Source organism: Clostridium sp. (genome assembly GCF_047718555.1).
Classification (GTDB): domain Bacteria; phylum Bacillota; class Clostridia; order Clostridiales; family Clostridiaceae; genus Clostridium_I.
In genome coordinates, this window is record NZ_JBDNRK010000023.1 from 25,064 (window position 1) to 48,192 (window position 23,129).

Below are 23,129 nucleotides of genomic sequence, written 5' to 3' on the forward strand. Positions count from 1 at the left end.
CTATCGACAAATGCAGCTCAATCAATATGACATAAAATAAAACTACTGCAGAATATTTAACTTATTTAAATCGGTCTTATATATTATATAATATTATACTTAAATGAATACATATATAACTAAAATCTTCTAAAATTATTAACAAAAAGAGATAAAGAATAAATCTCTATCTCATAATATGTAATTAATTATTATATATGCAGCAACAAAATATTAATTGAATGCATAATTTAGGCTATGATTTATATTTTCAGAATAAAACTTACATAATAATATACTACAGCAGCAGAAAACAATATACTATCGAATCTATCCAATATGCCGCCATGACCTGGTATCAATTGACTATAATCTTTAACACCTACATATCTTTTAATAGAGGAAGCTGTTAAATCACCAAACTGTGAAAATATTCCACATAGTAATCCAATAAAGGCATAATTGTATATATTAATATTTATTAGATTCATTCCAGCCGCATATCTATTTATGAATATGCCAAATATAGTACAGGATAAAATGCTTCCTAGCAAACCAGTTATTGAGCCTTCTACTGTTTTCTTAGGACTCACCTTAGGACATAATTTATTTTTCCCTAAATATCTTCCACCATAATAGGCAGTGGTATCACAGATCCAGGAAGATAATGGTACCAACCATACTAAGTATTTTCCAACAGGTATATTATCACCATTAAAATTAAAAGTCTTAATATTTATAAGCACTATAAAACTAAAGAATATAGCAATATATATAAAACCCAGCATAGTTATAGAAATATCTATAAAATTGTATTTTGTATTAAACACAGGTATACAAAACATAATAATCAGACTTAAGGTTAATAGTAACATTATGTATTTAAACTCCAAATTATTATTCACAAGAATATAATATATAATACATAGTAAATATCCTAATATATTTATAGTATTAATATTTTTTTCTTTTACTATTTTATAAAATTCCCCCATAGCCAGCAGTGATAAAATGAGCATTAAAATTTTCAAATAAATTCCGCCTAAAAATAAAAATACTATAAGTGGTGTTAAAATTAATGCTCCTAAATATCTTTTATTCATAAATTACACCTCTACTTTATTCCACCAAATCTTCTATTCCTAAGCTGATAATCTTTTATTGCTTCATGAAGATTCTCTTTGCTGAAATCAGGCCATTTTACATCAGTATACCAAAACTCTGAATAGGCACACTGCCAAAGTAAAAAATTACTTAATCTCTGTTCGCCGCTGGTTCTTATTATAAGATCTGGATCTGGAATGTTTTTTGTATATAAGTACTGATTAAACATCTCTACATTTATATTATTAATATCTTCCTTAGAAATAATTCCTTCAACATAATCATTGAATATGTTTTTTACTGCATACAGTATGTCATCTCTACCCCCATAATTTAAAGCCAGATTTAAAAGCATTCCAGTATTATTTTTTGTCTTTTCCATTGACTTTTCTAATACCTCTATACAAATATCTGGTAACCTTGATATATCACCAATAGTTTTTACTATTACATTATTTTTATGAAGTTCATTTAATTGTTTCTTCAGATATTCAGCCAAAAGTTTCATTAATGTATTTACTTCTTCAGCAGGTCTATTCCAATTCTCTGTGGAAAAAGCATACAAGGTTAAATATTTAACTCCAATATCACTGGTTTCTTTTATAATCTTATTAAGGTTTTCAACTGCAACCGTATGTCCAATACTTCTTGGAAGATTCTTTTCTTTAGCCCATCTTCCATTGCCATCCATAATTATGGCAATATGTTTCGGAATCTTATCATAGTTTAATTCATACTGTTTTATTGAACTATTTTTAGTATAATTATCCCCTTTTTTAAGCCCTAAAAATTTCCACATAAAATGATTTCATCCCCTTAAATTTTATATTATCAATAAATCTAAATAAGATAAATTGTACATAAAAATATGCTGCTTTAGAAATAAAACCTGCGAAGTCGCAGGTTCATAATTATAAATATTATATAGACATTAAATCTTTTTCTTTATTCTCTATAATTTTATCTATATCTTTAATATATACATCAGTTTTCTTTTGTATATCATCTTCACATTTTTTTGCTTCGTCTTCAGTTATAGTATTATCTTTCTTTAAAGCTTTAATTTTATCATTAGCATCTCTTCTTACAGCTCTAACAGCAACTTTTCCATCTTCCCCAGCCTTTTTTACAGACTTTACAATATTCTTTCTTGTTTCTTCTGTAAGTTCTGGTATCACAAGTCTAATTACTGATCCATCATTTGATGGATTTAATCCTAAGTTTGATACAAGTATTGCTTTTTCAATACCCTTTATTGAAGACTTATCATAAGGTTGAATAAGTAAAATTCTAGGCTCTGGAGCAGATACGTTTGCAAGTTGACTTAAAGCAGTTGAACTTCCATAATATTCAACTTCTATTCTGTCAAGCATAGCAGGATTTGCTCTACCAGCTTTCATGGAAGCAAGTTCCTTTTTTAAGACAGAAATAGTTTTATTCATCTTTTCTTCAGCAGTATTAATAATATCTTTTAGCATATAAATTTCTCCTTTATTATTTAGTTACTAAAGTACCAATTTTTTCACCAGAAATTGCTCTTTTTATATTCCCTGGAGTATCTAATCCAAAGACTAAAATTGGAATATTATTATCCATACACAAAGAAGTTGCAGTAGAATCCATAACCTGCAGTCCCTTTTCTAATACATCCATATAAGTAACATTATCAAATTTAACAGCATCACTATATTTTTTAGGATCCTTATCATAAACTCCATCAACTTTTTTAGCTAATAATATGAGATCAGCTTCTATTTCAGCCGCTCTTAAAGCAGCTGTAGTATCTGTAGAAAAATATGGGTTTCCTGTACCTGCACCAAAAATAACCACTCTACCCTTTTCTAGATGTCTCATAGCTCTTCTTCTTATAAATGGCTCAGCAATTTGTTTCATTTCTATAGCAGTCTGAACTCTTGTATATACACCAATACTTTCTAATGAATCCTGCAGTGCCATAGCATTTATACAAGTTGCAAGCATCCCCATATAGTCTGCAGTGGTTCTATCCATACCTTCGCCCTGTCTTCCACGCCATATATTTCCACCGCCAACTACAGCACCAACTTCTATACCCATTTCCACAATTTCTTTAATTTCTTCAGCGATTCTCTTTGCTACTTTAAAATCTATGCCGTATCCATTTTCTCCTGCTAAGGCTTCACCAGATAGTTTTAACATTATCCTTTTATATTTTATAGATTCCATTCTATGCTATACCTCCAACTTGCTATTGCTAGTATTAAACTTTTATTTATCTGATGACTAACCGCTGTAAAACTTTCTCTTAATAATAACAACGGAAGGTTATTAGATAACTCCTTCTAAGTCTCAATAGTGTTAAAAACTCTATGTAGATCCTAGAAAGTGTACTTATCAATTACTCTTATTTTATGATAAAGCTAATTCCTTTAAAAAAAGAGAACACGCAGTGTTCTCTTTTTTTATTTACCCTGCTGCATTTGTCTTTGAACTTCTTCAGCAAAATTTTCCTCTATTTTCTCAATACCTTCGCCTCTTTCAAATCTTGTAAAAGCTGATATAGTTATAGGAGCACCAACTTCTTTAGATTTTGCTGCAAGAAGCTTTGAAATTGTTAAATCTGAATCTTTAACCCAAACTTGGTCAACAAGACAAACTTCTTTAAGATATTTTTTTATTCTACCTTCCACCATTTTATCAACGATTTTTTCAGGTTTTCCTTCATTTAGAGCCTGAGTTCTGTAAATCTCTCTCTCACTATTCAAAGTTTTAGTATCTACTTGATCCTCATTTAGGAAAAGTGGATTAGCTGCTGCAATTTGCATACATATATCCTTTGACAAATCTGAAAGTACTTCACTCTCTTTTTCGCAAGAAAGTTCAACTAATACTCCAATTCTTCCACCACCATGGATATAGCTTTGAACTACACCATTTGCTGCATTATATTTAACAAATCTTCTTACATTCATATTTTCGCCTAGCTTAGCTATTAATGCTGTAAGAGTATCTTTAAGTGTTGCAGAATTATCCACTATATATTTTTCATTTAATAATTCTTCTACATTAGCTGCTTCTGTTGTTGCTGCCATTTTAGCAACATTATTTGCTAATACTGCAAATTCTTCATTAGCTGAAACAAAGTCAGTTTCACAATTTACTTCAACTATTGCACCTGATTTTTTATCTTCACTTAAATATGTAACTATTAATCCTTCAGCAGCAACTCTTCCTGCCTTCTTAGCAGCTGCAGCTAATCCTTTTTCTCTTAATATCTCAATAGCTTTATCGATATCACCATTTGCTTCTGTTAAGGCTTTTTTACAAGCCATCATTGCAGCACCTGTTCTATCTCTTAATTCTTTAACTAAACTTGCAGAAATCATTTTTATTCCTCCGATCATTTTCATTCATTATAAGTAAATGAAGAAGTAAACTTCTTCATTTATAGAAATATAAAAACTATTCAGCTAATTGTTCTCCCTGTCTTCCTTCTATAACAGCATCAGCAATCTTAGCTGTTATTAATTTAACTGCTCTAATAGCATCATCATTACCAGGTATTACATAATCAACTTCATCTGGGTCACAGTTTGTATCAACTATAGCTACAACTGGTATTCCTAAAATTTTAGCTTCTGAAATAGCATTCTTTTCTTTTCTTGGATCTACTATAAATAAAGCTCCTATTTTATCTTGGACCATACTTCTAATACCGCCAAGATTTTTAACTAGCTTCTCTTCTTCATTTTTTAAATTAATAACTTCTTTCTTTGGTAAAACTTCAAAGACTCCATCTTCTTCCATTTTCTGAATCTCTTCGAGTCTATTTATTCTTGTTTTAATTGTCTTAAAGTTAGTTAACATACCACCTAACCATCTGTTATTTACAAAATGCATGCCACATCTTACAGATTCTTCTTGAATTGCTTCCTGAGCTTGTTTTTTTGTACCTACAAACAATACATCTTTTCCTTCTTCAGAAACACTTTTTATAAAATTGTAAGACTCATCAACTTTTTTCACTGTTTTTTGAAGATCAATGATATATATACCATTTCTTTCTGTGAAAATATATGGGGCCATTTTAGGGTTCCATCTTCTTGTTTGATGTCCAAAGTGAACACCAGCTTCTAATAATTGTTTCATTGATATAACTGCCATAATTCTACCTCCTAGTTTTTACCTCCATCACCTTCATGTTTGTAAGTTACCCAAGGGCACTAGCTTGCAAATTAGGTGATGTGTGTATTTTTTCCTTTTGTAGTATAACACATAGTATTCTTATATTCAACATTTTTTATAAAAATAAATGGGATGATTAAAATCATCCCATTTATTTTATTTTTTTCAATTCATCTAATAATTTATCATTCAATATTTTAATATGTGTACCTTTCATGCCTAGAGATCTTGATTCAATAACGCCAGCACTTTCAAATTTTCTTAAAGCATTGACAATGACACTTCTAGTTATTCCAACCTTGTCCGCAATTTTAGAAGCAACCAATAGACCTTCAGTGCCCTCTAATTCATTAAAAATATGTTCTACTGCTTCTAGTTCAGAATAAGATAGAGTTCCAATTGCTAATTGAACTACAGCTTTTTTTCTAGCTTCATATTCAATTTCATCATGCTTAGACCTCAATATCTCAAGTCCCACTATAGTAGCACTATATTCAGCTAAAACTGTATCATCATCATCAAATTGATTGTCAAACTTAGCGAGAACTAATGTACCTAACCTTTCTCTATTTCCGATAATAGGTACAATGGTTGTGATTTTATTATTTAAGCCGCAGAGATCATTTTCGTTAAAAGTACATTTACCATCAATAGGTATATTAGCTTCAGTTTCATGAATATTCATAAGCTTATTATTATATAAATCAGCAAATTTCATATTGTCAATAACATCATTTTTCAATACTTCGCATTGAAAACCACTTGATAAATTATATCCTAATATTTTTCCCTTTCTACTTATTATATATACGTTAGATGTTAATACTTCACTTAGAATTTCACATATATCATTAAATACAACTGGTTCAGTACCTGATTTTTGCAATATCTTGTTAAGCATTCTTGTTTTATTTAATAGTGTAGACATGTGGTATTCCCCCTACTTTCAACTATGTTTATATGAATATCAATTTTATATTCATATAATTAATGTTGGGAAATCTGTATAAAATTTCAGAATAATTTTTAATATTCCGAATTGTTAAACAACCCCTCTTGTTATAATATCATAGTGTTTTTTATTTTTCAACTGAAAGTTTATTATATTCGACAACACTTAACATGGTATTACTACACAATTTTATTTAATGAAATTTTCTTAATGGAATTCCATTAAGTTGTTTCATTAAATTTTTTATTTTTACATTCTTGATTTGAGCATTCTAGATAGTTTCCCTTTGTCTTGTTATATTTTTTAACCATATAGGAACCACATTTACTACATTTCTCATTAGTAGGTTCAAACCAACTGACAAAGTCACAATCAGGATAATTACTGCAGCCAAAAAATTTTCTTCCCTTTTTGCTTTTTCTTACTAGTATTTTTCCACCACACTTTGGACAGGCCACATCAAGTTCTTGTACTATTGGTTTTGTATTCTTACATTCAGGATACCCGGGACACGCTAGAAAATCTCCAAAGCGTCCATGTTTGATGACCATAAACTTTCCACACTTGTCACATTTAATATCTGTAACTTCATCTTCAATGGTAATTTTTGCCACTTCTTTTTCTGCAATATCTATTGAAACTTCCAAAGGCTTATAAAATTTATCTACTACATTATTCCAATTTTCTTTACCTTCCTCTATATTGTCCAATTTATGTTCCATTTCAGCAGTAAACTCAATATCAACAATCTCTTTAAAATATTCACTGACAATATTATTCACTATATTTCCAAGTTCCGTTGGATTTAATGTCTTCTTCTCTCTTTCAATGTATTTTCTGTCAAGAAGTGTGGAAATAATTGGAGCATAGGTACTTGGTCTTCCAATACCATTTTCTTCAAGAGTTTTTACTAAAGAGGCCTCAGAAAATTTTGCTGGGGGTTGAGTAAAATGTTGATTCCCTTTGATTTCTTTTTTATATAATATATCATTTTCATTTAATGTTGGAATCTTAATATCATCATCTTCTTCATCAAAAGTATAATTGTAAACCTTCATAAATCCAGAAAATTTAATACTTGAACCTGTAGCTCTAAAGGAATATATTCCGTTTTTTATGATTAAAGTAACTGTATCCATAATGCAGGATGCCATTTGACTTGCCATAAATCTGTTCCAAATTAAGCTGTATAATTTAAATTGGTCATCTTTAAGACTTGATCTAGCTTCTTCTGGAGTAATATTTATATATGTAGGTCTTATTGCTTCATGGGCATCTTGTATATTCTTTTTCCCTTTAAAATTCCTAGTAGTTTTAGGCACAAATTCCTCTCCAAAAGTTGATTTGATATATTCTTTAGCATTATTCTGCGCCTCTTCAGATATCCTCACAGAATCTGTTCTCATGTAAGTAATTAAACCCACAGTTCCATGACCCTTTATTTCAATTCCTTCGTATAAAATTTGAGCTATGGACATAGTTCTTTTAGTTGAGAAATTTAATCTTTTATATGCATCTTGCTGTAATGTACTTGTAGTAAATGGTGCCAGCGGATTTTTATTTTTAGTAGATTTTTTAATATTATCAACTATAAATTTTTCTTTTTCCAATTCCTTAATAATAGTATCTGCTTCTTCTTTAGTACCTATAGCAACTTTTTTATTATTTGCGGAATGAAGCTTTACCAAGAAGGGTTTATATTTTTCGTTTTTACTCAACAAACACTCTATAGACCAGTATTCTTCAGGTTTAAAATCATTTATGGCCTTTTCACGGTCACAGATTATTTTTAATGCCACTGATTGAACTCTACCAGCACTTAACCCCCACTTTACCTTTCTCCAAAGTATAGGGCTAATCTTATAACCCACCAATCGATCTAGTACTCTACGTGCTTGCTGTGCATCCACAAGATTTAAGTCTACCATTCTCGGTTTTTTTATTGCAGACTTTATAGCATTTTTAGTGATTTCATTAAAAACTATTCTACATTTTTTATCTTCATCTATCTTTAAAACCTTTGCTAAATGCCATGATATGGCTTCTCCCTCTCTATCAGGGTCGGTAGCCAGAAATATTTTATCACTCTTTTTTGCCCTCTTTCTAAGTTTATCTAAAAGTTCACCTTTTCCTCTTATAGTTATATACCTAGGATTGTAATTGTCCTCTACATCAACACCTAAAGTACTTTTAGGCAGATCTCTAACATGCCCCATTGATGCCTCTACAACAAAATTATTTCCTAAATATTTACCTATAGTTTTTGCCTTAGCTGGTGATTCTACAATAACTAAATTTTGTCCCATCTTATCCCCTCCAAAATTCTGTCTTTGTATAATTTAAAGTTATTATTCTATGATTTAAATTTTATTATTAAATTTAACATAATAATTACCACTTAAACACATAATTTCATCTTTTAGTTGCATTTCAAATAATAACTCATAAATTTGTGATATGTCAATATTAGTTAGTTTTATGATATCATCTATATGTACTGGCACATCATTAATTACATTATAAATTTTTTTTTCTAAATTATTCATGTTTTTTTGGTTAGTATTAATCTTTCTACTATAATTTATAGATAACAAATTAAATATATCCTCTACAGAAGTTAATGGAAATGCTCCATCCTTAATTAATTTATTAGTCCCTAAACTATTTTTAGAAAAAATTGAACCTGGTACCGCTATTACATCTTTACCTTGATCTAAAGCAGCACTAGCAGTAATTAAAGATCCACTTTTTAAATTTGCCTCGATTACTATTGTAATTTTACTAAGTCCACTAATAATACGGTTTCTAATAGGAAAATTATAACTAAGTGGCTGCGTACCGGGTACAAATTGAGAAATTATACAACCGCCTTTTCTTAATATGCTATCATATAATTTTTTATTTGACTTTGGGTATATAATATCTATTCCACAGCCAAGTACAGCACAAGTAAATATATTATTTTCGACAGAATATAAATGGGCATAATAATCTATTCCCATAGCTAAACCACTAATTACATTTATATTATGACCTGTAAGTTCTTTTACTATTACTTTAGTTACATTTATTCCATAGGTTGAACATATCCTAGATCCTACTATGGAAATATTTATGGAACTGTTTAATTTTCTTATATCTCCTTTGTAAAAAAGTGCAAAAGGCGAATCATCGTATTGCTTTAATATTTCCGGATAATCATCTTCTATAAATGTAACCATTTTTATGTCATTTTGGAAAATTAAATTTTTAACAAGCTCAATTTTACCTTTTTCCCACTTGGGTTCTATGATAAATTTGTTTAAACTAGAATTATATTCATTTACAGTATGATACCATATTTCTTCAGTAGTTTTAAATCTTTTTATTAAATTTATTTTTCTTTTATTGCTAATATTAAGTAAAATAAACCATAAATCATAGTCATTCATATAAAACTCCTTTGCATTTTAATTTTTATATAATTGTTTTTGTATTGCAAAATGTATGTTTTTATAGCTTTTACTTTACATTTTTTTAATTAACATAATTTAAAATATGTTAATTATACTCTATTGATAAAAGGCTTAAAAACTTATACCTACAAAAATATTTGTGAAGCATTTTTAGTAGAAAAGACTATCTAACGTTAATAAATTATATACCTAAATTTGAAAGGCATTTTCTATTAATCTCACTGAAAAATTATTATCTTTCCTATTTAACAACACTTCTACCACATCAAATCTACAATCTAAATTTAAAATAGAATTTTTCATTATGTAAAATTCAGCAATCCTATATATTCTAAATTGTTTTTTCTTATTAACAGATTCACCCGGTGAACCATAGCTAGTTTCATACCTAGTTTTTACTTCAGTAAAACATAAAAATTTTTCATGCTTTGCAATTATATCTATTTCTCCTATTTTACATCTATAATTTCTATTTAATATTCTATAATTCATACTTTGCAAATATTTTGCTGCTACATCCTCACCATAAGTTCCTATTTCCCTATTATATTGATGCATATGTATCTCCTTATATATAAGATGAATCTTTTTTAATTTTTATTTACGATAAGGCATATGAAAATAATGCCTAAATGCTGATAATAAAATTTATAGCCAAATAATTTAAATATTATACTTAAAATAGAAAAATTTATCCATGCTTATATTTATAAAAAACTGTCAATACTTAAATCTAAGAGGTGATTAAATGGCATTACAAATAAATGCAGCCACATTTACCGGTATAGAAGGTATTACAGTTAATGTTGAAGTTGACATATCAAAAGGACTACCTGCTTTTAATATAGTAGGGCTTGCTGATATATCCGTAAAGGAATCTAAAGAAAGAGTAAGATCTGCTATAATAAATTCAGGCTTTAATTTCCCAATAAATAGGATAACAATAAATTTAGCACCTGCAGACTTAAAAAAAGAAGGAGCTTTATTTGATTTACCTATAGCTATTGGAATTTTAGCAGCAACCAATCAGATAAATATAGATTCCATAGATAAATATATTATAATAGGAGAACTATCTTTAAATGGTTCCTTAAAAAAAATTAAAGGTGCACTACCCATTGCAATAAAAGGAGTTAGAGAAGGGCTTAATAAGATTGTAATTCCAACTGATAATGCTAAAGAATGTTGTATGGTTAAAAACTGTTCCGTCTTTCCATTTAGTAATTTATGCCAAGTAGTAGACTATTTTAAATACAAAGATTTATTGCCTTTTAAATACGAAGAAATTCCTACACCTGATGATTTCACATTAGATTTTAATGATATAATAGGTCAGGAAAGTTCTAAAAGAGCTATTGAAGTAGCTGCTTCAGGTGGACATAACATGATACTTTTTGGTCCGCCCGGTTCAGGAAAGACAATGTTAGCTAAAAGACTTCCAAGTATTCTTCCTCCCCTAAATTATGATGAATCCCTGGAAGTAACTCAAATATACAGCGTATCAGGAAAACTTGAAGATAATAATTTAATACTTAAAAGACCCTTTAGAAACCCGCATCACACAAGTTCCCAAATAGCTTTAGTAGGAGGTGGCGCAAAGCTTATTCCTGGTGAAATTTCACTAGCTCATAATGGTGTACTATTTTTAGATGAGATTTTAGAATTTAAAAAATCAGTTTTAGAGGTGCTAAGGCAGCCTTTAGAAGATAGAATTATAAAACTCTCGAAAGCTACAGGAAATGTGACCTATCCCTGTAACTTCATGTTAATCGGTTCTCTGAATCCATGTCCTTGTGGCAATTATGCTTCAAATAAAGAGTGTACCTGTACAGCATATGAGAGAAAAAGATATCTGGGAAAGCTTTCAAATCCTCTGCTTGATCGCATAGATCTTTTTTCCTTTGTAAATACATTAAATTATGAAGAAATAAATAAGGGAAAAAAATCAGAATCCTCTGAGGACATACGAAAAAGAGTTATCAGAGCTAGAGAAATACAAATCCATAGATTAAAAAAAGATAAACTATATTGCAACGCTCAAATGGAAGAAAGACACATAAAGAAATATTGTGAACTTACTACAGAAGCAAATAAAATTGTTAAAAATATTTTTGATAAATTCCAATTGAGTACAAGAGCCTATAGTCGAATATTAAAGGTCTCAAGAACTATTGCAGATATGCGTGAAAATACCAAAATAGATCATCTAGATATTATAGAGGCAATGCAATATAGAAAATTTATAAATGAAAAAATTATTTGATGATGACAATAACTCTGTTTACAGATTTATTATTAGTTTTATTCATAATATATTTCTCAAGAAACTCATTCTATGAATAGGTGTTACTCCATACTGTTTTAATGCTTCTATATGTACCTTACTGCCATATCCCACATTATCCTCAAAATGATATTGTGGGTATATTTTTGCGTACTTCTTCATTAAATTATCTCTATATACCTTTGCTATAATAGAAGCACAGGCTATACTGGCACTTTTACAATCACCTTTTACAGCATATGTATTGGGTATATTAAGCTTTTTTATGGCATATCCATCTGATATAACAAAATCCGGAGTGATTTTAAATCCTTCCACTGCCGATTTTAAAACCTGCTGATTACAAACGCCAACCCCTTTTAGATCTATTTCTCTATTATCAATTATTGTAATATTGAAATCTATTACCTTTTTTTTTATTATTTCAGAAAGCTCTTCTCTCTTTTTTACTGATAACTTTTTAGAATCATTTATTTCCAATATCATATCTTTATCAAATTTATTTAAATCTATAATAACAGCAGCAGCTACAATAGGACCTGCAAGAGGACCTCTTCCAACCTCATCTACTCCTGCTAGGTAACCTGTATTAATAAGGTTTCTATCAAAATCATACATATTCCCTACTCTAACTATTTCTTGCTCTTGTTTATGCTTTAAATTTAATAATCTTCTTACTAATCCCTGTACATTTTTTCTGCTGTCATCTTTTAATTGTTCAGCTACATTTTTGTATTCATCTGCATTTAAATTATATATATACTCTTTTATTTTTATAAAACTCATATTAGAAAAATCCATATTTATTTTTATTCTTTAGGACGTTCTAGTGAAATAGGTCCTAATTTTCCTCCTCTAAATTCATCTAGTAACATAATAGATACTCTATTATAATCAACATTACCCTTAGATATAATAGCACCTCTTTTTCTTGCTATATTCTCCATATTTTCCAAAGGAGTTTCCTCTAAAGAATCTAATTTGTATCTTTTTAGCAATCTATCAGGATAATAGCTTTGCAATCTTTCAACTAAACTCAGTGCAAGCTCTTCCACGTCCATAATTTCATCTTTTATGGCTCCTGTAAAAGCCAGATTTAATCCAACCGTTTTTTCTTCAAATTTAGGCCATAATACTCCTGGAGTATCCATGAGCTCAATTCCTATTTTAGTTTTTATCCATTGTTTACTTTTAGTTACTCCTGGTTTATCTCCAATTTTAGCTGCAGTGTTTTTAGCCATTTTATTTATAAAGGAAGACTTACCTACATTAGGTATACCCACCACCATAACCCTTATAATTACATTCATAATACCCTTTTGTTTAAGTCTGTCTATCTTTTCCTTAAGAAGTTTATCAAGTTCTCCTCTTATGCTGTTTAAACCTAAGCCATTTAGACTGTTCACCGCTAAAGCTCTTACATTATCCTTAGATAATGCATTAATCCACGCCTTAGTGACTTTTTCTTCACTTAAGTCACATTTATTAAGCAATATTATTCTAGGCTTATCCTTACAAATAGTATTAATTTCAGGATTTGCACTGGACTTTACTATTCGGGAATCCCTTATTTCAATAACCGCATCTACTAACTTTAAATTTTCTTTTATTTCCCTTCTGGTCTTAGCCATATGACCAGGAAACCAATTTATTTCATTTACCATAATTAACTATCATACCTTTCCAAACTTATCAATGGGATAAATTCTCATAACTACTTTCCCAATTATCAATTTTTTATTTACAAATCCTATATCTTTAAATCTACTATCTAAACTATCATATCTATTATCTCCCATAACAAAAACCGTATCCTTTGGAACTACAGTTTCTGGGAAATTATGAATTCTATCATTATTCTTTGCAGCATTATTGTGAGTATTATAAACTGCATAAGGCTCAATAAGAAGCTTGCCATTGACATAAACTCTATCGTCCACAATTTTTATTTTGTCATTTTCTACAGCTATAACTCTCTTTATATATTTTTCATTAGTATCTCCAGCATATCTAAAGACTATTATATCCTGTCTTTTGGGAGAATTAAAATAATATGTAATTTTTTCAACTATAACTTTATCATTGGTAAAAAAAGTATTAAGCATAGAAGGTCCATTTATACTTACTATTTGCAATATAAAAACCATAATTAATATAGCTGAAATTAAAGCTATAGAAAAAGTTTTTATTATTTTCTTTATCATATTTTTTCACCACCAATATAACAACAAAGTATCTAACGCCTGGCTTTTTATTATTAATGGAATTACTCCACTAGGTTAAATTTAATATATTTTAATTCATTGATAAAAATTATGTTTATAATAAATAAAAAAGGGCCTAAGCCCCATTTTTACTTTAATTCTTTAACTTTTGCAGCTTTTCCTACTCTATCTCTTAAGTAGTATAGCTTAGCTCTTCTTACTTTACCTTTTCTAACAATTTTAATTTTGTCTATTATAGGAGCATTTATTGGAAAAGTTCTTTCAACACCAACACCATAAGCCACTCTTCTTACAGTGAAAGTCTCTCTTAATCCACCATTTTGCTTCTTAATAACTGTACCTTCGAAGGCCTGGATTCTTTCCTTTTCACCTTCTTTGATTTTTACATCAATTTTAATAGTATCTCCTACATTGAATTCTGGTAAATCTGTTCTGATTTGTTCAGCTTCTATAGCTTTTATTATATCTAACATATGTGCATTCCCTCCTAAAATTTATTTGACGTTCATAATCAGCATTCTTGCAACCAGAGGAGCGCCCGTACTAGCACAAATTATATTATAATGGAAATAAAATAATTTTTCAAGAAAAATATTATTTAGTGTACAAAAGTTTTTTATCTTCTTCAGATAATTTAATACTTTTAAATAAATCTGGTCTCTTTTCTTTAGTTATGAGAAGGGATTGTTTTCTTCTCCATTTTCTTATATTTTCATGATGACCAGAAAGCAAAATTTTAGGTACAGATTCTCCCCTAAAGGATTCAGGCCTAGTATATTGCGGATATTCTAGTACACCATCATAGAATGACTCCTCCATAAAGCTTTCATTGCTAGCCAAAACTCCCGGTATCATCCTACTTATACTGTCTATTATAGGTATACAAGCCATTTCTCCTCCAGTTAATACAAAATCACCTAAAGATATTTCCATATCGATATATCTATATACCCTTTCATCTATACCTTCATAATGACCACAGAGAAATATTAATTCTTTCTCCTTAGACAATTCCTTAGCAAGATTTTGATTAAAAGTTTTCCCACGTGGTCCTAGGAATATAACTTTACCTTTATTATTATTCTTTACACTTTCGATACAATGTACTATAGGCTGTGCAGTCATAACCATACCAGCACCACCACCATAAGGATACTCATCAGTTTTATTGTGTTTATCAAGAGTATAATCACGAATATTATGAGTTTCTATGTTTATTATTTTTTTATTTTGAGCTCTTCCAATCATACTATAATTAAAAATATGAAACATCTCGGGAAACAAAGTTAATATATCAATATTTAACTCCATGTTTTCACCGGCTTTATAACTATTAGATTATTATCCATATCCATTTTAGTTACAATAGACTTAAGAGCAGGAACCATTACATCCTCGCCCTTTCCCTTTACCCAATATACCTCATTGCTTCCAGTGAATATCACATCGAAAACTATACCAATATCATTATTATCCTCATCTACAACCTGACTTCCTATTATATCAGCTACAAAATATCTTCCCTTTTCAAGAGTTACTGCGTCTTCTCTGGGTACCTTTAAATATTTATTTTTGTATTTTATTGCTGTCTCTGGGCTTTCAATTCCTTCTAGCTTCATAATAATTTTATCTGGTTGTATCTTGCACCACAATACATTTCGCTCTATGTCATCTATGTAAACTTTTTTTAATTTTCTAAATCTCTTCGTACTATCACTTAAAGGATATACCTTAATCTCACCTTTTACCCCATGTGTATTTATAATCTGACCCACCGTCAGAAATTCTTTCATATAAGATTCCCACCTTTATCTATGAAAATAAAGAGTTAGGTAATCCTAACTCTTATACTATTTCCACAACAACTTTTATATTCTCTTTGACAGCTGCTGCTTTTACAACAGTTCTTATAGCCTTAGCTATTCTTCCCTGTTTACCAATAACCTTGCCCATGTCTTCCTGAGCAACTTTCAACTGAAGTATTAAAGATGTTTCACCTTTAACTTCAGTTATTTCTACCATATCTGGGTTATCAACTAATGATTTTACAATTATGTACAATAGTTGCTTCATATTAAACTCCCCCAGTTACTATTTAGTTATTCCACTTTTATTAAAAAGTCTTTTAACTGTATTAGATGGTTGTGCACCATTCTTTATCCATTCAGCTACTTTATCAGAATCTACCTTTACAGTTATTGGTTCTGTAATTGGATTATAGTATCCTATTTCTTCGATAAATTTTCCATCTCTTGGACTTCTTGAATCTGCAACAACAATTCTATAAAATGGAGCTTTTTTAGCACCCATTCTCTTTAGTCTTATCTTAACTGCCATTTAAATCACCTCCTTCAAAGAATAATATTAATCTAAAACGGAAATTTTCCGAGTAAACCTTTTTTTGTCATTTTATCCATGTTCTTAAATTGCTTCATTTGCTTTTTCATCATTTCCATCATTTTCAAAAGCTTATTAATATCCTGTACAGAAGTACCTGATCCCAAGGCTATTCTCCTTTTTCTTGAGGCAGAAGAACTTATTAATTGTGGATCTCTTCTTTCTTTTAGTGTCATTGAATAAATTATAGATTCAGTTTTTTTAGTTTCATCTTCAACTTTACTTAAATCTGCACCTTGAAACATCTTGTTATTCATACCCGGAACCATTTCTAATATTTTACCAAGTGGCCCAAGTTTTTTCATCTGCTTCATCATAGTTAAATAATCTTCAAAGTTCAGTCCTTGATTCATCATTTTTTCGCCAAGTTCTTTAGCATCTTTTTCATTAATAGCGCTTTGAGCTTTTTCAATTAAGGTTAATACATCACCCATACCAAGGATTCTAGAAGCCATTCTCTCTGGATAGAACACTTCTAAGTCGTTCATCTTTTCGCCAAGGCCAACATATTTTATTGGCTTTCCTGTCATTGATCTTATAGAAAGTGCAGCTCCGCCTCTTGTATCTCCATCAAGTTTTGTAAGAATAACTCCAGTAATGTCAAGAGTATTATTAAAACTATCAGCTACATTTACTGCATCCTGTCCAGTCATAGAATCCACTACCAGCAATATTTCACTTGGATTAATACTAGTTTTAATATTCTTTAATTCGTCCATTAATGTCTCATCTACGTGAAGTCTACCAGCAGTATCGATAATAACCACATTACAATCATTATTTTTTGCATGTTCAATAGCGGCCTTTGAAATATCTACAGGGTTTACTTTATCTCCCATGGAAAACACAGGGATATCAATAGACTTACCTACTACAGTCAATTGTTTAATTGCCGCTGGTCTATATATATCACAAGCTACCAAAAGTGGTTTCTTGTTTTTCTTCTTTAAAGAAAGTGCAAGTTTACCGCACATAGTTGTTTTACCAGCGCCCTGCAGTCCCACAAGCATAATTACAGTTATTCCAGTATCACTGTAATTTATTTTACTTTCTGTTTTACCCATTAATGCAGTTAATTCCTCATTAACTATTTTTATTACCATCTGCCCTGGAGTTAAACTCTCCATCACTTCATTTCCAAGACATTTTTCACTAACCTTTTTTATAAAATCCTTAACTATTTTAAAATTTACATCTGCCTCTAAAAGGGCTCTTTTTACCTCTCTCATGGCTTCTTTTATATCATTTTCAGAAAGTTTACCCTTTCCCTTTAACTTTTTAATCGTTTCTTGAAGTTTAGAAGTTAATCCTTCAAAAGCCATATTATACCCTCCTATACCTTCTTGTTATAATTATATATTCTTAATGATCGATTTTATATCTTCTATAACTTTTATTTTTTTATCTATAATAATTTCATTTTTTAAGCTATCCAGTTTTGTTTCCATATCTTTTTTCAATTCCTGAATAATCTTATCTTTTTCTAAAAGTTTTAATTTACTGTCATAATCCAGCAAAAGTTTTTGACATCTTTTTAATATATCATAAATTGCCTGCCTGCTAGTATGATTAATTTCAGATATTTCAGCTAGAGATAGATCTTCATTAAAATAAAAATTCATAATGTCTTTCTGTTTGCTAGTTAAAAGTTCACCATATAAATCTAAAAGCATAGATATTTGAACTCTTTCTTCCATAACAATCACCAACTTACGAATAATATAATATCAAAAACCAAAGTAGGTGTCAAGTATTTTTACTTAACACCTAAAACTATAGTTAAAATAAGGCTTCTACAAATTCATTTGAATCAAATTCCTGAAGATCATCTATTCCCTCTCCTATACCTATAAGCTGCACAGGTATATTTAGAATATGTTTAATTGATATAATAATGCCGCCTTTAGCAGTACCATCTAATTTAGTAAGTATTATACCATCAATCTTACACACCTCTGTAAATTGCTTTGCCTGTATAACTGCATTTTGTCCTGTGGTAGCATCCAAAACCAGGAAGGTCTTTCGGCTGCTATTATCAAACTCTCTTTCTATAACTCTATTTATTTTACCAAGTTCATCCATTAAATTCTTTTTATTGTGAAGTCTTCCCGCAGTATCACAGATAAGTATATCAGCCTTCCTAGCCTTAGCTGCCTGTATAGCATCATATACTACTGCCGCTGGATCAGAGCCTTCCTGATGCTTTATTAATTCAACACCAGCTCTATTACTCCAAACTTCAAGTTGATCTATGGCAGCTGCTCTAAAAGTATCCGCTGCGGCCATAATCACCTTATATTTTTGTTTTTTTAGCTTTGCAGATATTTTACCTATAGAAGTAGTTTTTCCAACACCATTCACACCTATAATTAAAATGGTTTCCGGGGTAGAATCTGGATCTATAGAGCCCTTTGATGTTTCTAATATATCCAGTATTACTCTTTTTAGGCATCCTTTAACTTCTGAAGGTTCCTTTATTTTTTCTTGTCTTATCTTTTCTTTTAATTTATCTATTATGTATACAGAAGTTTCCACTCCGATATCTGAAGTTATAAGTATTTCCTCCAGTTCATCATACATATCCTCATCTATAGATACAGTACCTGTTAGTATTTCAGTTACTCTATCAGTAAAATTGTTCTTAGTCTTAGAAAGACCATTCTTTAATTTATCAAAAAATCCACTAAACATCGTTTCCTCCTTAAATTATCAATGAATATTAAAATTACGTTATTAAACAGCCAGGTCAACAGACACCACCTTTGACACTCCTTTTTCCTCCATAGTAACACCATACAAAACATTACTGGCCTCCATGGTACCTTTTCTATGAGTAATAACTATAAACTGTATTTTTTCTGAGAACTTTCTTAAAAACTCAGCATATCTAGCCACATTTGCATCATCTAGGGCTGCCTCAATCTCATCTAATATGCAAAAGGGAGTAGGCTTCATTTTTAAAATTGCAAAAAGTAGAGCAATGGCAGAAAGACCTTTTTCCCCACCAGACATTAAATTTATATTTTGAAGTTTTTTACCTGGAGGTTCTACATTAATTTCTATATTTGAAGACAATACATCTTCTCCCGAAAGTATAAGATCAGCATTTCCTCCCTTAAAAAGTTCTCTAAAGGTTTCTGTAAAATTTTTTCTAATTTTTTCAAAATTTTCACTAAATACTGTTTTCATTCTATCTGTCATTTCATTTATAACATTTATTATTTCCTCTTTAGATTTTACTAAGTCTTCTCTTTGACTTGACATAAAATTATACTTTTCTTTAACAGATTTATATTCTTCAATGGATCCTACATTTACAATTCCCAAAGCCGATATATTATTTTTCAATTCCTGAATGTTGTTTTTATATACTATTATATCATTGATTTCTCTTTTATACTCTAGTGCCTCTGCATAGGTAAGCTTAAATTCATCATTTAATCTTTCAATTAAAGCTTCGTTTTCAGTCTCTATTCTAGTTAAATTCAGTTGTATTTTATGTTTTTCCTCATCCTTTTTATCGGCTATTATATTTAACTGATCAAATTTTTCATTGTAACTTTGTAATTTCTGATTTATTTTTAATTTTTCAATTTCATCTTCTTGAAAAAAATTATCTGCAGCTGCTAAAAATTCTTTTATTTCCTCTAAAGCTTTGCCATTTGACTTTAATTCATTTTCAAGTTTAATACTATCTATTTTAAAATTATTTATCTGAGTTTTTAAATCCATACTTTTATTTTCAGCGTACTTTATCTCTTCAGCTAACCTATCTACTTCTCTTTTTTTATTTACAATATTCTCCTCTAATTTTGCCTCTTTTACTCTTATAGAAGTCAAATTATCCTTTGCAGCTAGAATTTTCTCATTTCCCATTTTTAATTTTTCTTCTAATTTTTCTTCCATATCTGAAAGCTGTATTTTCTTATGCTCCAAATTATTAATTTCTTTTTCTTTAATCAATAATTCCTTAGAAGCCTCTTCTTTTTTATCACTAAGCATGCTGATTTCATTAATAGAAATCCTATGATTTTTATTTAATTTTTCACTTTCTATATCAATTGCATTGATTTTACCCTGAATTTTAGTAATCTCTATATTTTCAAAATGAATATAATCTTTCAAATTTAAATTCGTATCATCTAAAGAATTTATATTAGTTTTATTTTCTTTATTTTTTATAGATAACTTATGAAGTTTTTCTTTCATTTTATCAATTTTTAAATTTAATTCCTCTATTTCTCTCTTCCTGCCAATTATATTGAAACCCTTATTATAAATACTTCCTCCTGTAAGAGCTCCTCCAGGGTTTACAATTTCACCAGCAAGAGTTACAACTCTAAAACTAAAATTAGACTTTTTTGATATTTCTAAAGCACTATCCATGTGTTCTGCGATAACTGTTCTCCCAAGAACATGTTCAACTGCCGCTGAAAGTTTTTTATCATACTCTACCAATTCACTTGCAATACCAATGTATCCAGAAGCATTTTTTATATTACTATCTACAACTAAATTTTTATTGTGCAAAATATTCAATGGCAAAAATGTGGCTCTGCCTAGATTGTTATTTTTCAAGTAATTTATAAGCTTTTTCGCCAAAATTTCATCCTCAGTAATTATGTTTGAAATGGCTCCTCCTAAAGCAATTTCTATAGCTGTTTCAAATTTTTTATCTACTTTTATAACTTCTCCAAATACAAAACATTTTTTATTTTCTTGATGAATATATCCTTTTCTTATATGAGACATAAGATTTTTTACTGATTTATTATATCCTTCATATTGTACATTTAAGCTGTTAAGCATATTTCTATTTGCTTCTGATTTATTAATTTCAGTATTTAAAGCATTAAATTCTTTTTCATCCTCATTTAAAATTTTACTAATTCTAGTTATTTCTCTTTTATTTTCTCCTATACTAATCTCATAGTCTTCTATCTTTTTCTTTATTTTAACTATTTCCTTTTCAAGTGCAGCTTTTGTATTTTCATTAATCTTAATGGAATTTAAATAACCCTCACAGGCAGTTTTAATTTGATCCATATTTAAATTATGATTTTCCATGTCTTTTTTTATTAAAATTATAAAGTTCCTTAAATCAGATATACTGCCTAAAGTGTCAAATTCCTCACTTTTATATTTCTTTAAAAGTTTTTCATCTCCATCTATTTCCTTCTGTGCATTTTCTAATATTTCTACTAGACTGGTTGCATTTTCATTATGTTCTTTCACCTTATTTTTCAGCAAAATATATTCTTCCGTATACTTTTTATTTTCAGATGTGGATGTATTAATTTTTTCTGCCAGTTCCTCTAATTCTGTTGTGTACTTAATTTTTAATTGTTTTAAATTTTGTATTTTTTCCTTTATTAAATTATTCTCTGAAATTATATTTTGATATTGAGACTTTCTTTCATAATATTCTTTTCTCCGAGCTTCATGCAAATTTTGAATTTCAAGTAAATCCTCATTGTATTTTTTTAAATTGATCTTTGTACTATCTCTTTCCAAATTTAATTTGTTGATTTCATAATCTAAATTTTTAGCATTCTTCAAAATATCATCAATTTTTATCTTAAATTTTTCTGCTGAATTAACTAATAAATTTATCTCTTTTTCATTGAGTTCCTGAGATAATCTAACAAAAGTCTTCGCTTTTTCACTTTCCTTTTCTAAGGGTTGAAGCCTTTCTTCATAAGTCCCTAGTATATCATTTATTCTTACTAGATTTTCCTCCGTACTTTCAAGCTTCCTTTCCGCTTCTTCCTTTCTAGTTTTAAATTTAACAATACCCGCTGCCTCTTCTAGTAGCCCACGTCTCTCTTCAGATTTTCCGCTAAGTACTGCTTCTATCTTACCCTGTCCAATTATTGAATACCCTTCTTTTCCTATACCAGTATCCATAAACATTTCCTGCACATCTTTAAGTCTACATTTAGTGTTATTAATATAGTATTCACTTTCACCAGAACGATATAGTCTTCTACCTATAGTTACCTCATCATAATCCACAGGAATCATATTGTCTGAATTATCTAAAGTAAGTGTAACTTGAGCAAGCCCTACAGATTTTCTAAATTGAGTCCCTGAAAATATTACATCTTCCATTTTCCCCCCTCTTAGAGTCTTTATGCTTTGCTCACCTAAAACCCATCTAATTGCGTCAGAAATATTACTCTTACCACTTCCATTGGGCCCTACTACTGCTGTCACACCTTTTTGAAAATCCAATTCTATTTTATCTGCAAATGATTTAAACCCTCGTATTTCAATGGCTTTTAAGAACATTATTTCACTCTCCTAATATCAATGATCAAATGAAGCTTAGAAATCGTTATCCATGGACGTAGCAGCCGTTATCTCCCACTTTGATAGAAAAGCAGAGAACCAAAATCTTCGATTTTGTGTGAATCGCTTTCACTGTGTGCGTTGGGAGTATTACGGATGGTAGTCATCGGATAAAAGTTAAAATTGTAGTCAAAATAAAAATTAAAGCTATAAAAATAATCGCCGTTCTCAAAAATTTTTGCCTAGTTGATTTTTTCATTTCATCCTCCCAACCCATA

The 23,129-nt window shown here is 29.6% G+C and carries 23 protein-coding genes; 1 reads left to right on the forward strand and 22 read right to left on the reverse strand.

What is annotated here, in order from left to right:
• Window positions 1-242 precede the first annotated feature (242 nt).
• The 10 genes from ABF633_RS10865 to ABF633_RS10910 all read right to left on the reverse strand — a co-directional run bounded on the left by ABF633_RS10865 (window position 243) and on the right by ABF633_RS10910 (window position 10,212).
• A complete protein-coding gene (locus ABF633_RS10865) occupies window positions 243-1,082 on the reverse strand; it encodes a phosphatidate cytidylyltransferase (protein ID WP_415523734.1) in 840 nt (279 codons plus the stop codon).
• An 11-nt stretch (window positions 1,083-1,093) separates the two neighbouring features.
• Window positions 1,094-1,882 (reverse strand): isoprenyl transferase, encoded by a 789-nt coding sequence (locus tag ABF633_RS10870; RefSeq protein WP_415523736.1) that lies wholly within the window; start codon window positions 1,880-1,882, stop codon window positions 1,094-1,096.
• Between the two features lie 121 nt (window positions 1,883-2,003).
• A complete protein-coding gene (frr, locus tag ABF633_RS10875) occupies window positions 2,004-2,561 on the reverse strand; it encodes a ribosome recycling factor (RefSeq protein ID WP_415523738.1) in 558 nt (185 codons plus the stop codon).
• 16 nt (window positions 2,562-2,577) lie between these two features.
• A complete protein-coding gene (gene pyrH / locus ABF633_RS10880; protein ID WP_415523739.1) occupies window positions 2,578-3,288 on the reverse strand; it encodes a UMP kinase in 711 nt (236 codons plus the stop codon).
• A gap of 236 nt (window positions 3,289-3,524) precedes the next feature.
• Window positions 3,525-4,448 (reverse strand): translation elongation factor Ts, encoded by a 924-nt coding sequence (gene tsf, locus ABF633_RS10885; RefSeq protein ID WP_415523740.1) that lies wholly within the window; start codon window positions 4,446-4,448, stop codon window positions 3,525-3,527.
• A 76-nt stretch (window positions 4,449-4,524) separates the two neighbouring features.
• A complete protein-coding gene (gene rpsB, locus ABF633_RS10890; RefSeq protein WP_415523741.1) occupies window positions 4,525-5,226 on the reverse strand; it encodes a 30S ribosomal protein S2 in 702 nt (233 codons plus the stop codon).
• 172 nt (window positions 5,227-5,398) lie between these two features.
• The gene (codY, locus tag ABF633_RS10895; protein ID WP_415523742.1) at window positions 5,399-6,175 is read right to left on the reverse strand and encodes a GTP-sensing pleiotropic transcriptional regulator CodY; all 777 of its coding nucleotides are present in this window, start codon (window positions 6,173-6,175) and stop codon (window positions 5,399-5,401) included.
• Window positions 6,176-6,420: 245 nt separating this feature from the next.
• On the reverse strand, window positions 6,421-8,505 hold the full coding sequence (topA, locus tag ABF633_RS10900) for a type I DNA topoisomerase (RefSeq protein ID WP_415523743.1): 2,085 nt from the start codon (window positions 8,503-8,505) through the stop codon (window positions 6,421-6,423).
• A gap of 54 nt (window positions 8,506-8,559) precedes the next feature.
• The gene (gene dprA, locus ABF633_RS10905) at window positions 8,560-9,630 is read right to left on the reverse strand and encodes a DNA-processing protein DprA (RefSeq protein ID WP_415523744.1); all 1,071 of its coding nucleotides are present in this window, start codon (window positions 9,628-9,630) and stop codon (window positions 8,560-8,562) included.
• A 213-nt stretch (window positions 9,631-9,843) separates the two neighbouring features.
• On the reverse strand, window positions 9,844-10,212 hold the full coding sequence (locus ABF633_RS10910; RefSeq protein WP_415523745.1) for a YraN family protein: 369 nt from the start codon (window positions 10,210-10,212) through the stop codon (window positions 9,844-9,846).
• A gap of 190 nt (window positions 10,213-10,402) precedes the next feature.
• On the opposite strand from ABF633_RS10910, the gene ABF633_RS10915 reads away from it, so the two are divergent.
• The gene (locus ABF633_RS10915; RefSeq protein WP_415523746.1) at window positions 10,403-11,917 is read left to right on the forward strand and encodes a YifB family Mg chelatase-like AAA ATPase; all 1,515 of its coding nucleotides are present in this window, start codon (window positions 10,403-10,405) and stop codon (window positions 11,915-11,917) included.
• A gap of 42 nt (window positions 11,918-11,959) precedes the next feature.
• On the opposite strand, the gene ABF633_RS10920 is transcribed toward ABF633_RS10915, so the two are convergent.
• The 12 genes from ABF633_RS10920 to smc form a co-directional block, all read right to left on the reverse strand.
• Window positions 11,960-12,724, reverse strand: coding sequence for a ribonuclease HII (locus ABF633_RS10920; RefSeq protein ID WP_415523747.1), 765 nt, complete (start codon window positions 12,722-12,724; stop codon window positions 11,960-11,962).
• A 23-nt stretch (window positions 12,725-12,747) separates the two neighbouring features.
• Window positions 12,748-13,602, reverse strand: coding sequence for a ribosome biogenesis GTPase YlqF (gene ylqF / locus ABF633_RS10925; protein ID WP_415523748.1), 855 nt, complete (start codon window positions 13,600-13,602; stop codon window positions 12,748-12,750).
• 9 nt (window positions 13,603-13,611) lie between these two features.
• A complete protein-coding gene (lepB, locus tag ABF633_RS10930; RefSeq protein ID WP_415523749.1) occupies window positions 13,612-14,142 on the reverse strand; it encodes a signal peptidase I in 531 nt (176 codons plus the stop codon).
• A gap of 149 nt (window positions 14,143-14,291) precedes the next feature.
• Window positions 14,292-14,636, reverse strand: a complete 345-nt coding sequence (gene rplS, locus ABF633_RS10935; protein WP_415523751.1) for a 50S ribosomal protein L19 — start codon at window positions 14,634-14,636, stop codon at window positions 14,292-14,294.
• A gap of 121 nt (window positions 14,637-14,757) precedes the next feature.
• Window positions 14,758-15,474: a tRNA (guanosine(37)-N1)-methyltransferase TrmD gene (gene trmD / locus ABF633_RS10940; protein WP_415523752.1), complete on the reverse strand. Its 717-nt coding sequence runs from the start codon at window positions 15,472-15,474 to the stop codon at window positions 14,758-14,760.
• Window positions 15,465-15,956, reverse strand: coding sequence for a ribosome maturation factor RimM (rimM, locus tag ABF633_RS10945; RefSeq protein ID WP_415523753.1), 492 nt, complete (start codon window positions 15,954-15,956; stop codon window positions 15,465-15,467). Before rimM ends, trmD begins: the two co-directional genes overlap by 10 nt.
• 52 nt (window positions 15,957-16,008) lie before the next feature.
• Window positions 16,009-16,236, reverse strand: coding sequence for a KH domain-containing protein (locus tag ABF633_RS10950; RefSeq protein WP_415523754.1), 228 nt, complete (start codon window positions 16,234-16,236; stop codon window positions 16,009-16,011).
• 18 nt (window positions 16,237-16,254) lie between these two features.
• Window positions 16,255-16,500: a 30S ribosomal protein S16 gene (rpsP, locus tag ABF633_RS10955; RefSeq protein ID WP_415523755.1), complete on the reverse strand. Its 246-nt coding sequence runs from the start codon at window positions 16,498-16,500 to the stop codon at window positions 16,255-16,257.
• A gap of 32 nt (window positions 16,501-16,532) precedes the next feature.
• On the reverse strand, window positions 16,533-17,882 hold the full coding sequence (gene ffh / locus ABF633_RS10960; RefSeq protein ID WP_415523756.1) for a signal recognition particle protein: 1,350 nt from the start codon (window positions 17,880-17,882) through the stop codon (window positions 16,533-16,535).
• A gap of 30 nt (window positions 17,883-17,912) precedes the next feature.
• A complete protein-coding gene (locus ABF633_RS10965; RefSeq protein WP_415523757.1) occupies window positions 17,913-18,257 on the reverse strand; it encodes a putative DNA-binding protein in 345 nt (114 codons plus the stop codon).
• Between the two features lie 82 nt (window positions 18,258-18,339).
• Window positions 18,340-19,251 (reverse strand): signal recognition particle-docking protein FtsY, encoded by a 912-nt coding sequence (ftsY, locus tag ABF633_RS10970; protein ID WP_415523758.1) that lies wholly within the window; start codon window positions 19,249-19,251, stop codon window positions 18,340-18,342.
• Window positions 19,252-19,293: 42 nt separating this feature from the next.
• Window positions 19,294-22,851 (reverse strand): chromosome segregation protein SMC, encoded by a 3,558-nt coding sequence (gene smc / locus ABF633_RS10975; protein WP_415523759.1) that lies wholly within the window; start codon window positions 22,849-22,851, stop codon window positions 19,294-19,296.
• Window positions 22,852-23,129 lie beyond the last annotated feature (278 nt).

Coding starts and splice junctions, on each gene's coding strand:
- ABF633_RS10865 (WP_415523734.1), bottom strand. CDS start 1,082: ATGAATAAAAGATATTTAGGAGCATTAATTTTAACACCACTTATAGTA.
- ABF633_RS10870 (WP_415523736.1), bottom strand. CDS start 1,882: ATGTGGAAATTTTTAGGGCTTAAAAAAGGGGATAATTATACTAAAAAT.
- frr (WP_415523738.1), bottom strand. CDS start 2,561: ATGCTAAAAGATATTATTAATACTGCTGAAGAAAAGATGAATAAAACT.
- pyrH (WP_415523739.1), bottom strand. CDS start 3,288: ATGGAATCTATAAAATATAAAAGGATAATGTTAAAACTATCTGGTGAA.
- tsf (WP_415523740.1), bottom strand. CDS start 4,448: ATGATTTCTGCAAGTTTAGTTAAAGAATTAAGAGATAGAACAGGTGCT.
- rpsB (WP_415523741.1), bottom strand. CDS start 5,226: ATGGCAGTTATATCAATGAAACAATTATTAGAAGCTGGTGTTCACTTT.
- codY (WP_415523742.1), bottom strand. CDS start 6,175: ATGTCTACACTATTAAATAAAACAAGAATGCTTAACAAGATATTGCAA.
- topA (WP_415523743.1), bottom strand. CDS start 8,505: ATGGGACAAAATTTAGTTATTGTAGAATCACCAGCTAAGGCAAAAACT.
- dprA (WP_415523744.1), bottom strand. CDS start 9,630: ATGAATGACTATGATTTATGGTTTATTTTACTTAATATTAGCAATAAA.
- ABF633_RS10910 (WP_415523745.1), bottom strand. CDS start 10,212: ATGCATCAATATAATAGGGAAATAGGAACTTATGGTGAGGATGTAGCA.
- ABF633_RS10915 (WP_415523746.1), top strand. CDS start 10,403: ATGGCATTACAAATAAATGCAGCCACATTTACCGGTATAGAAGGTATT.
- ABF633_RS10920 (WP_415523747.1), bottom strand. CDS start 12,724: ATGAGTTTTATAAAAATAAAAGAGTATATATATAATTTAAATGCAGAT.
- ylqF (WP_415523748.1), bottom strand. CDS start 13,602: ATGGTAAATGAAATAAATTGGTTTCCTGGTCATATGGCTAAGACCAGA.
- lepB (WP_415523749.1), bottom strand. CDS start 14,142: ATGATAAAGAAAATAATAAAAACTTTTTCTATAGCTTTAATTTCAGCT.
- rplS (WP_415523751.1), bottom strand. CDS start 14,636: ATGTTAGATATAATAAAAGCTATAGAAGCTGAACAAATCAGAACAGAT.
- trmD (WP_415523752.1), bottom strand. CDS start 15,474: ATGGAGTTAAATATTGATATATTAACTTTGTTTCCCGAGATGTTTCAT.
- rimM (WP_415523753.1), bottom strand. CDS start 15,956: ATGAAAGAATTTCTGACGGTGGGTCAGATTATAAATACACATGGGGTA.
- ABF633_RS10950 (WP_415523754.1), bottom strand. CDS start 16,236: ATGAAGCAACTATTGTACATAATTGTAAAATCATTAGTTGATAACCCA.
- rpsP (WP_415523755.1), bottom strand. CDS start 16,500: ATGGCAGTTAAGATAAGACTAAAGAGAATGGGTGCTAAAAAAGCTCCA.
- ffh (WP_415523756.1), bottom strand. CDS start 17,882: ATGGCTTTTGAAGGATTAACTTCTAAACTTCAAGAAACGATTAAAAAG.
- ABF633_RS10965 (WP_415523757.1), bottom strand. CDS start 18,257: ATGGAAGAAAGAGTTCAAATATCTATGCTTTTAGATTTATATGGTGAA.
- ftsY (WP_415523758.1), bottom strand. CDS start 19,251: ATGTTTAGTGGATTTTTTGATAAATTAAAGAATGGTCTTTCTAAGACT.
- smc (WP_415523759.1), bottom strand. CDS start 22,851: ATGTTCTTAAAAGCCATTGAAATACGAGGGTTTAAATCATTTGCAGAT.